This is a genomic window from Pseudomonas bubulae (assembly GCF_900618535.1).
Lineage (GTDB): Bacteria > Pseudomonadota > Gammaproteobacteria > Pseudomonadales > Pseudomonadaceae > Aquipseudomonas > Aquipseudomonas bubulae.
The window spans coordinates 206137-216269 of sequence record NZ_UYJA01000007.1 but is presented as its reverse complement, the minus strand read 5'-3'; the positions used below and the strand labels follow the sequence as shown (position 1 = coordinate 216269).

Genomic DNA, 10133 nt, shown 5'->3' with positions numbered 1-10133 from the left:
TCAAAGTTTCCTCTGTAACATCAACCACTTGCGCTTTCGATCTCTCGTTAGCGGGAGGCGAATTCTACAGCGTTACACGCTGCTGTCAACACCTCATTTCCTGCTTCGATGACTTGAAGCTGACACCGCCGAAAACCGTCCAACTCATTGAAACTCAAGGAGTTTTCCGTTTCGACTGCGCCGGACGTGGGGCGAATTATAGGCCGTTTGAATCTAGGGTCAAGCACTAATTTGAACTTAAATCGCAGAAGCTGATTTCTTCTTATATAGACGCGGAATCCGGCTCTTCACCATCGGTATGCGCAGTGCCAGCAGACCTACACCTATACAGGCATAAATCGACCATTCCTTGAGGTCCGCCCGCACTATCCAGAGCATATGCAGCAACCCCAAGCCCACTACCACATACACCAGACGATGGAGCTTCTTCCAGCGCGTGCCCAAGCGTCGCTGACTGTAGCGATTCGACGTCACCGCCAACGCCAGTAAACACAAGAACCCCAGGCTGCCGACAATAATGTAGGGACGCTTGCTTAGCTCAACACCCAACTGCGACCAGTCAAACCCCAGCACGAAAGTCAGGTAGGCACACAGATGCAGCACCACATAGGCAAAACACCACAAGCCGAGCTGTCGACGCACCGTGACCCAGCCCGACCAGCCCGTCAGTCTATGCATCGGCGTCATGCTCAACGTCACCAACAGCAGTATCAACGTTCCCAGCCCCAGACGATCGACCAACACCTTTCCCGGGTCTGGCCCCAAGGCAAAGATCCAGGCCTCGTACAACCAATACAAAGGCCAGATGGCCACCACGATAAAGACGCCAAGGCGCCAAGGTAGATGCTTCATCAGTAGTTCTTCCGCAGATCCAGGCCTGTATATAAAGAAGCAACCTCATCGGCGTAACCGTTGAACATCTGCGTATCGCGCACATTGGGACTGAACAGACCGCTCGGCAAGCGTCGCTCACGCGCCTGTGTCCAACGCGGATGATCAACTTGCGGATTCACGTTGGCATAGAAGCCGTACTCATCCGCAGCAATGCTTTGCCAGGTGGTTTTTGGCTGATCCTCGACCAGACTGATACGCACGATGGATTTCACGCTTTTGAAACCATACTTCCAGGGCACCACCAACCGTAGCGGCGCGCCATTTTGATTGGGCAATTCGCGGCCATACATGCCCACCGCCAAAATCGCCAACGGATTCATCGCCTCATCCAGCCGTAACCCTTCTACATACGGCCAGTCAATCAATGCAAAACCCGAACGCTGCCCCGGCATGACCTTAGGATCCTGCAATGTTTCAAAACGGATGTACCTGGCTTTGGAGGTTGGCTCCACCTGCTTGAGCAATGCCGAAATGGGAAATCCCATCCACGGGATCACCATCGACCAGGCCTCTACACAACGCAGACGATAAATCCGCTCCTCCAACTGATAAGGCTTCATGAAGTCTTCCAGCGCGTAACGACCCGGTTTGCCCACCTCCCCGTCGACTACCACAGTCCAGGGCTCGGTTTTCAAGGCACCAGCGTTTTGCGCCGGATCCCCCTTGTCAGTGCCGAACTCATAGAAGTTGTTGTAGTGGGTCGCATCCTTGAAAGGCGTGATCGCCTCCCCCTTCACCGTGACGGCCTGCCATTTGGTCTGCGCTAGCTTGTCGGCAAACCAGGCTGGAGCCTTGCCCGGTTCAACATCTGCATAGCGCACCGCATCTTCGGCACTGGCCAAACGTGGAAGCGCGCCCACAGCCAATCCGGCAAGCGAACTACCCAACAATGCACGACGGGATAAATAGAAGGATTCAGGCGTAACGTCCGACTCTTTGCAGTCGGACGCTTTAGGCAGCTTGATGAGCATGACAACTCCGCAGTATTGGAGGGCTGATGCACCAATAGACTACGGAGTATGGGAGAAATTACATCACTCGGCGTTTTTGTTACGACGCAAACGCAGCAAGTACTGGATCGGCCCCGATGCCGCATATGCCAGGAAGGCCAGCAACAGAATGCGCGGCGGATCGCTGAACACAACCGCGAAGACCAGTACCACAGCCAGAATCGCCACAAAAGGAACACGCCCTTTCAAGTCCAGTTCCTTGAAGCTGTTGTACTTGATATTGCTGACCATCAGCATGCCGGCTGCCGCTACGAGCAAGGCAACCAGGAACGACATTTTCGAACCCTGAATACCGTAATCACTGAATGCCCATACGATACCCGCCACCACACCAGCCGCCGCCGGGCTGGCCAGGCCGATAAAGTAGCGTTTGTCCGCTGTACCTACCTGGGTATTGAAACGCGCCAGACGCAACGCCGCGCCCGCAACATAGATGAAGGCAACCATCCAGCCGACCTTGCCCATGTCCCCCAGTGCCCAGCCAAAAGCCAGCAACGCAGGGGCAACACCAAAGGCAACCATGTCCGACAAGGAATCGTACTCGGCACCAAAGGCACTTTCGGTATTGGTCATGCGGGCTACGCGGCCATCAAGACCGTCGAGCACCATGGCGACAAAAATGGCGATGGCTGCAAAGGCAAAGTATTTGCTGGCCCCAGCAGTATCACCCGCACTCATGGCACTTTGCGCACTCATGGAACTGATGATGGAGTAAAAACCGGCGAACAGGTTCGCAGTGGTGAAAAGGTTCGGCAGCAGATAGATACCACGATGCCGGACTTTTCGGCCTTCGGCGTCATGCCCTTCTTCGACATGCTCATCGATAGGCAGCAGGCTATCGGCGTCTGAAGCCGCTTTTGGCTCTTCGGGACGTTCGCTCATGGACATTACCTTGCAACGATATGGGAAGTTTCGGTAGAAGCTTGGGGCCAACACGCACCCGCAAACGATCCTGCTTTATACCAGAAGCCGCCGCTTAAACGAAAAAACGCGGCCTAGGCCGCGTTTTCTCTACAGGCTGGGAACTTAGTTCTTTGCCTGGTCAACGATTTTGTTGGCGCCGATCCAAGGCATCATCGAGCGCAGTTGCCCGCCAATGACTTCGATACCGTGAGCGGCGTTGTTGCGACGCTTGGCAGTCATCGAAGGGTAGCCGGTAGCACCCTCGCTGATGAACATTTTCGCGTATTCACCGTCCTGGATGCGTTTCAGAGCGTTACGCATTGCCTGACGGGATTCAGCGTTGATGACCTCAGGGCCAGTCACGTACTCGCCGTATTCGGCGTTGTTGGAGATCGAGTAGTTCATGTTGGCGATACCGCCTTCGTACATGAGGTCAACGATCAACTTCAATTCGTGCAGGCACTCGAAGTAAGCCATTTCTGGCGCGTAACCGGCTTCAACCAGAGTTTCAAAGCCAGCCTTAACCAATTCAACAGTACCGCCACACAGAACTGCCTGCTCGCCGAACAGGTCGGTTTCGGTTTCGTCCTTGAACGTGGTTTCGATGATGCCGGTACGACCGCCGCCTACGCCCGAAGCATAAGACAGGGCCAGGTTCTTGGCGTTGCCCGACGCATCCTGGTAGATAGCGATCAGGTCAGGGATACCACCGCCACGTACGAACTCGGAACGAACGGTGTGACCTGGCGCTTTTGGCGCGATCATGATCACGTCGAGGTCGGCACGCGGCACAACCTGGTTGTAGTGAATCGCGAAACCGTGGGAGAAGGCCAGGGTGGCGCCCTTCTTGATGTTCGGTTCGATTTCATTTTTGTACAGCGCGGACTGGAACTCGTCCGGGGTCAGAATCATGACCAGGTCCGCAGCGGCAACAGCGCTGGCAACGTCAGTTACTTTCAGGCCATGAGCTTCAGCCTTGGCGACAGTGGCCGAACCCTTGCGCAGGCCAACGGTAACGTCAACGCCGGAATCTTTCAGGTTGCAGGCTTGAGCGTGACCCTGGGAGCCGTAACCGATGATGGCTACTTTTTTGCCCTGGATGATCGAAAGGTCGCAGTCTTTGTCGTAATAAACTTTCATGATTTTCCCTTATATCCAGGCCATTCAGGCCAATTAGCACTTGTTAGTTTTAGATGCTGAGTACTTTGTCGCCACGGGCAATCCCGGTGACGCCACTGCGAACTGTTTCCAGGATCGAGGCGGTTCCAATCGACTGAATGAAACTGTCGAGCTTCTCACTGGTGCCTGTCAACTGCACGGTATACACACTGGCGCTGACATCAACGATCTGCCCACGGAAAATATCCGTGGTGCGTTTGATTTCTGCGCGCTGTGCACCCGTTGCCTTGACCTTGACCAACATCAGTTCGCGCTCGATGTGAGCGCTTTCCGACAGATCCACCAGCTTGACCACTTCGATCAGCTTGTTCAGGTTTTTGGTGATCTGCTCGATCACTTCATCATGCCCCACCGTGGTCAGGGTCAGACGCGACAGGGTCGGGTCTTCTGTTGGTGCCACGGTCAGGCTTTCGATGTTGTAGTTGCGTTGCGAAAAAAGCCCGACAACGCGAGACAATGCGCCCGGTTCGTTTTCAAGAAGCAAGGAAATAATGTGCCGCATGATTAAGTACGCTCCGTCTTGCTCAGCCACATGTCGCGCATGGAGCCATCTTTGATCTGCATCGGATAAACGTGCTCACTGGTATCAACCTGAATATCCAGGAACACCAGGCGATCCTTCATGGCAAAGGCTTCTTCCATTTTCGGCTTGAGGTCTTTCAGATCGGTGATCCGGATACCTACATGCCCGTAAGCTTCAGCCAGCTTGACGAAATCAGGCAGCGATTCCATATACGAATGGGAGTGACGACTGCCGTAGTTCATGTCCTGCCACTGACGCACCATCCCCAGCACTCCGTTGTTGAGGCTGACGATTTTGACGGGCAAGCCGTACTGCAGACAGGTGGACAATTCCTGAATGTTCATCTGAATACTGCCCTCGCCTGTCACGCAGGCAACGTCAGCATCAGGGAAGCTCAGTTTTACCCCCATCGCAGCCGGGAAACCGAAGCCCATGGTGCCCAGGCCTCCGGAGTTGATCCAGCGGTTGGGCTTATTGAAGCGGTAGTACTGGGCCGCGAACATCTGGTGCTGCCCCACATCGGACGTTACATAGGCATCGCCCTTGGTCACTTCGCAGAGCATCTCGATAACAGCCTGAGGCTTGATCTGGCTGCCGTCGCCCTTGTTGTAAGGGAACAGGTCACCGTCTCCGCGCCACTCGTCGATTTGCTTCCACCAGCTGGCAACCGCTTCCGGGTTTGGCTTGTCGCCGATGTCCTTGAGGATGGCGACCATTTCGGTCAGCACGCTCTCAACAGGGCCTACGATCGGCACGTCCGCCTTGATGGTTTTGGAGATGGACGCCGGGTCGATATCGATATGGATGATCTTGGCATTCGGGCAGAACTTGGACGGGCCGTTGATGACCCGGTCATCGAAGCGTGCACCTACCGCAAGGATCACGTCTGCGTTGTGCATCGCCATGTTGGCCGTGAAGCTGCCATGCATGCCAAGCATGCCGATAAACTGACGGTCGGTGCCAGGGTATGCACCCAGGCCCATCAGCGTATTGGTCACGGGCACGTTGAGCATTTTTGCCAGCTCGGTCAGTGGCTCCGAGCCACCGCCCAAAATAACCCCGCCGCCTGCGTAAAGCACAGGGCGCCTGGCCGCCAGCAGCATCTCTGCCGCCTTGCGGATCTGGCCGGAGTGGCCACGCAAGGCCGGGCTGTAGGAGCGCAGCTTGGCTTTTTTCGGGAAAACGTATTCGAATTTTTCGGCCGGGTTGGTCATGTCTTTCGGGATATCGACCACGACCGGACCAGGACGGCCGGATTGCGCCAGGTAGAACGCCTTTTTCATGACTTCCGGGATTTCCGAAGCATGCTTGATCATGAAGCTGTGCTTCACGATGGGCCGGGAGATACCGATCATGTCGGTTTCCTGGAAGGCATCAGTTCCGACCATGGTACTAGGCACCTGGCCCGAAATGATCACCATCGGAATGGAGTCCATGTAGGCAGTGGCAATACCGGTGATGGCGTTGGTAGCACCCGGCCCGGAAGTCACCAGTACTACACCGGCTTTACCGGTGGCACGGGCGTAGCCGTCAGCCATATGGGTTGCAGCTTGTTCATGACGAACCAGGATGTGGGTAACTTCCGGCTCTTTGAACAGTGCGTCGTAGACATGCAGGAGAGCACCACCTGGGTACCCGTAGATATATTTGACACCTTCGTCGCGCAAAAAGCGGACGAGCATCTCACCACCAGACAAAAGCTCCACGTTGTTCACCTCTAAAACGCCAGAATACCGTCCACAAAAATACGAACGGGTCTTAATAGGTTTACTTTTCAGCAGAGCATGAGCGACGGTGGTCGCCGACTACGTCAGCACTGACTGAGCAAGTATTGGGAACTCCCCAAGTATTGCGGGGGTTTCCCACCCAGCGCGAGGTAACGCGTTGCGGGTGTAACAGGTCGGCGCGGGTGTGCGCCTCATGATCTGCTGAGAGAGCCTGCTTCTGGCAGCCCCTCTACAGCGGGAGTTCGATTCTTGTCATTAGGCCTGTCCAAGTCAAGCCATCAATTCAATTTATTTGCATAAATCGACAGGAACGCACAAAAAAACGCGCAAAATGACAGAAGCCAACAAGAAAATGGATGGCTGCCAGTAAAAACTGGCAGCCATGACCTCAGGAGGCAGGGCTGATCAGGTGGTCAAAGTCTTGGAAATGCTTGAGCAAGGGTTTCCAGTTGCCACGACGCTGGGCAAACACATGCTCAGCCATATGCCAAATACCCGAGACACTGGGCAGAGGCTGCCCCCGTTCGACGATGGTTTTCATTTTCGGCAGGAAGATCCACTGCACCCATTGCTCAAAATCCAGGCGATCGACACTGAACGGCTCCAGGCTGGAAAGGTCGTGTTCGGTCGGGACCTTGTCACTCCACAAGCCCTGGGTGCGCATTTCGTGTTCGATCAGCAGCAGGAACCCGGCAACTTCAGATGTGCGTGCATCCATGACCATCAGAGGCTCACCTTGGCTTTTTGACGGGCCAATGCAGCACCAGCGGCATCACCTTGCTTCTCACGGGCCTGGGCAATCAAACCCCACAAGCTCGCCTGCAAATCCGGACGACCACTAGCGAACGTCAAACCACGGCGGGCAAACTGCTCAGCCTGGGCGGCATCGCCCTGGGCCATACGCACCTGAGCCAGACGATAAAGCACCTGAGGCTCACGAGGGGCCACGCGCTGGGCACGTTCAAGGCTCGATGAAGCGCCGTTCAAGTCGCCGCTCGCCTGTTGTTGCTGAGCGGTGGTAAGCAGCGCCAGCACCGGGCCATCCAGTTGCTCGTCGGCAGCCAGGCCGCCGCTGTTCGACGGAATGCCGCTGGGGGTAATGGCCGTCGGGGCACTGTAGGCCGCGCCCGGTGTGTAGCTACCCGTGCTGATGGGGGCTGCGGCAGGGCCGGGGGTGATCGGCCCCGGCGTAAATGGCTGGGTGCTGATCGGCGTCGACACGCTGGCAGCGCCGCCCGGAATCATCACCACAACCCCCGAGTCCTCGGTAATCGTACGTGCCTGAGCGGCACGCGGCGCAGTGGCCTGTGGATAATTCCCCGCCGTACGCTGGGCCGAAACACGCTCGTTATTCGACACCGCAACACCAGAATCGACCACAGGGATGGACCCCTGCGGCACGCTGGCACAACCATTGAGCAAAGCCAGGGCTGAAACAGCCGCAATCCACAACTTATTCACGTCATACCCTCTTTGCTTAATTCAACCAGCCCTTGACCCAATCCATCACGGCTTCACCGGTGGCGGGCTCTTGCCCACCACAACTGGCACCAGCTGGCGGTTCACTGCCGCGAATATACGGCATCTGTACCGCGCCAGGGCAGCCGGCATCCGATCCTTGACCGGTATGCGGATCAATCCAGGCCTGCACAATGTTATCGGGCTGAGGCATGTCGAGCGGCAGCGGGTCAGCCTTCTTCATAAAGCTGGTCCACACCTGCAAGGCACCGGTTGCCCCCGTGAACGGGGTTTTGCCGTTGTCATCGCGCCCCAGCCAGACCACTGCCAGCAAGTCCTGGCTAAAGCCGGCAAACCAGCTGTCACGGGAATCGTTACTGGTGCCGGTCTTGCCCGCCAACGCGAGACTCTTGGGCAGCACGTTATAAACCGAGCGCCCCGTACCTTCGCGCATCACATGCTGCATGGCGTTCTGGATCAGAAAGATCGAGCCCGGATCAAAGCGTTGCTGGATCTGGAACGGGTAACGTTTGAGCGGCTCGCCTTCGGCTGTCAGCACGCTGCGAATGCCGCGCATCGGCGTATTGAAGCCGCCGTTGGCCAAGGTCTGGTACATGGTCGCCACTTCCATCGGGCTCAAGGCACCAGCCCCCAGCAACATGGACGGGAATGCCGGAAACTCGCGCTCCACACCCAGTCGCGCCAGGGTCTTGAGTACATTAGGCACGCCGACTTCCTGCCCCAGCCTTACCGTACCGAGGTTGTAGGAGTTCATCATGGACTGATAGAGGAAAATCGTACCGTGAGAGCGGCGGTCATAGTTCTGAGGCTTCCAGATCTGACCATCAGCGCCTTTGATCGACAATGGCTCATCCGACAGCCAACTGGTCAGCGTGTACTTGCTCGGCCGCTCAAGTGCTGTGAGATAGACCGCAGGCTTGATCAGCGAGCCAATCGGTCGCACCGCATCCAGTGCACGGTTGAAACCTGCGTAGCCTGGCGCACGACTGCCGATCAGTGCCTGGACTTCGCCGGTTTCAGGGTTGGTCACCACCATGGCGGCTTCCACTTCATCCGCGCCCTGGCGCCCGGCCAGACGCTTGAAGGTCTCGCCCACCGCAGCTTCGGACTTCATCTGCAGGATCGGGTCGAAGCTGGTGAAGATTCGCAGCCCTTCTTCGGTCAAGTCTTCGTCGCGGTAGTCTTCACGCAGCTGACGCTTGACCAGATCCAGGAACCCCGGGAACGAGCTGTCTGCCAGACTGCCGCGCTTGGTCACGCCCAAAGGCATTTTTTTCGCTGCAGCCACTTGCTCGGGCGTTGCAACACCTTGCTGCTCGAGCAGGTCGAGCACCAGATTACGTCGTACAAGCGCACGCTCGGGGTAACGCCGCGGGTTATAGGCCGAAGGCCCTTTAACCATACCGACCAGCAGTGCTACCTGGTGCAACTTGAGCTCGGCCAGCGGCTGGCTGAAGAAGAACTGGCTGGCCAGACCGAAACCGTGCACCGCGCGTTGACCGTCCTGGCCGACAAACACCTCGTTGAGGTACGCCTCAAGGATTTCGCGCTTGTCATAGTGCAACTCAAGCAGCAGCGCCATCATTGCTTCGGTCAGCTTGCGGCTCAGGCTGCGTTCGTTGGTCAGGTAGAAGTTCTTGACCAGTTGCTGGGTCAAGGTACTGCCGCCCTGGCGCATTTGCCCGGCCGAGGTATTGACCCACATGGCGCGTGCAATCGACTTGGGCGACACCCCGAAATGGTGATAGAAGTCCCTGTCCTCGACGGTGACCAGGGTTTCCAGCAGAAACGGCGGTACCTGATCGATATTGATCAGGATCCGGTCTTCAAGGTTTTTCGGGTACATGCCGCCAATCAGCAGCGGCTCAAGGCGCACCACCGGCAGTTTGGAACCATTGGTCGAGGAAAGCTCGGCAACATAGTCGCCAGAAAATCTTACCCGCACCGGCTGCGCCTGCTCGGCACCTTCATAAAACTGAAAGCCACGGGTATTGAGGTCAACCGTGTTGCCATTGACGGATGCCGCGCCCGGGCCGTTGGCCACGCTTTCACGGCGATAACCCAGCGCATCGAGCTCGGTGAGGAAGTCGTTCTTGCTCAGCTTCTGGCCGACGAACAGCTCCAGCGGGCGCGCATACACCTTGGCCGGGATGGTCCAGCGCTTTCCGGAGAATTTCTCCTGAACGATGGCATCCAGATAGACGGCAAAACCTGCCAGCACCACCAGGCCGACCAGACTGAGCTTGATTGCCCAGCCCAGCCAGGGCCTGAGGCCGCCAGAGGGACGTTTGGAACGGGAACGAGGAGATCGGTTACGAGTCATGGCGCGAGATTATACGCACTTTATTCATGTTCATCATGCGCAGCCCGGCGGTTTGCACTCCCGCTGCCAGCCGCCATAATGGCGCATCGAATATT

Annotated in this window: 9 protein-coding genes; all 9 read right to left on the bottom strand. The window is 56.8% G+C overall.

Annotated elements, in window-relative coordinates; genetic code table 11:
* Positions 1-237: 237 nt before the first annotated feature.
* A complete protein-coding gene (gene msrQ / locus PPTH39_RS22690) occupies positions 238-852 on the bottom strand; it encodes a protein-methionine-sulfoxide reductase heme-binding subunit MsrQ (RefSeq protein ID WP_095018779.1) in 615 nt (204 codons plus the stop codon).
* A complete protein-coding gene (gene msrP, locus PPTH39_RS22685; RefSeq protein WP_095002582.1) occupies positions 852-1865 on the bottom strand; it encodes a protein-methionine-sulfoxide reductase catalytic subunit MsrP in 1014 nt (337 codons plus the stop codon). Before msrP ends, msrQ begins: the two co-directional genes overlap by 1 nt.
* Before the next feature lie 63 nt (positions 1866-1928).
* Positions 1929-2786, bottom strand: a complete 858-nt coding sequence (gene pssA, locus PPTH39_RS22680) for a CDP-diacylglycerol--serine O-phosphatidyltransferase (protein ID WP_095002581.1) — start codon at positions 2784-2786, stop codon at positions 1929-1931.
* 144 nt (positions 2787-2930) lie between these two features.
* Entirely contained in the window at positions 2931-3947 is a 1017-nt protein-coding gene (gene ilvC / locus PPTH39_RS22675) for a ketol-acid reductoisomerase (RefSeq protein WP_095002580.1), read from the bottom strand.
* Between the two features lie 49 nt (positions 3948-3996).
* A complete protein-coding gene (ilvN, locus tag PPTH39_RS22670) occupies positions 3997-4488 on the bottom strand; it encodes an acetolactate synthase small subunit (RefSeq protein WP_016783407.1) in 492 nt (163 codons plus the stop codon).
* Between the two features lie 2 nt (positions 4489-4490).
* Positions 4491-6215 carry an acetolactate synthase 3 large subunit gene (locus PPTH39_RS22665; RefSeq protein WP_095018783.1) on the bottom strand — a complete coding sequence of 575 codons (1725 nt, stop codon included), beginning with the start codon at positions 6213-6215 and terminating at the stop codon, positions 4491-4493.
* A gap of 409 nt (positions 6216-6624) precedes the next feature.
* Complete coding sequence (locus PPTH39_RS22660; RefSeq protein WP_095002592.1) at positions 6625-6954, bottom strand: YqcC family protein; 330 nt, start codon at positions 6952-6954, stop codon at positions 6625-6627.
* A gap of 5 nt (positions 6955-6959) precedes the next feature.
* Positions 6960-7697, bottom strand: coding sequence for a tetratricopeptide repeat protein (locus tag PPTH39_RS22655; protein WP_095002579.1), 738 nt, complete (start codon positions 7695-7697; stop codon positions 6960-6962).
* Between the two features lie 16 nt (positions 7698-7713).
* Positions 7714-10038 carry a penicillin-binding protein 1B gene (mrcB, locus tag PPTH39_RS22650; protein WP_130872505.1) on the bottom strand — a complete coding sequence of 775 codons (2325 nt, stop codon included), beginning with the start codon at positions 10036-10038 and terminating at the stop codon, positions 7714-7716.
* Positions 10039-10133: the final 95 nt, after the last annotated feature.

Excerpts from the sequence above, each read along its gene's own strand:
- msrQ (WP_095018779.1), bottom strand. The coding sequence starts at position 852 with ATGAAGCATCTACCTTGGCGCCTTGGCGTCTTTATCGTGGTGGCCATC.
- msrP (WP_095002582.1), bottom strand. The coding sequence starts at position 1,865 with ATGCTCATCAAGCTGCCTAAAGCGTCCGACTGCAAAGAGTCGGACGTT.
- pssA (WP_095002581.1), bottom strand. The coding sequence starts at position 2,786 with ATGAGCGAACGTCCCGAAGAGCCAAAAGCGGCTTCAGACGCCGATAGC.
- ilvC (WP_095002580.1), bottom strand. The coding sequence starts at position 3,947 with ATGAAAGTTTATTACGACAAAGACTGCGACCTTTCGATCATCCAGGGC.
- ilvN (WP_016783407.1), bottom strand. The coding sequence starts at position 4,488 with ATGCGGCACATTATTTCCTTGCTTCTTGAAAACGAACCGGGCGCATTG.
- PPTH39_RS22660 (WP_095002592.1), bottom strand. The coding sequence starts at position 6,954 with ATGGATGCACGCACATCTGAAGTTGCCGGGTTCCTGCTGCTGATCGAA.
- mrcB (WP_130872505.1), bottom strand. The coding sequence starts at position 10,038 with ATGACTCGTAACCGATCTCCTCGTTCCCGTTCCAAACGTCCCTCTGGC.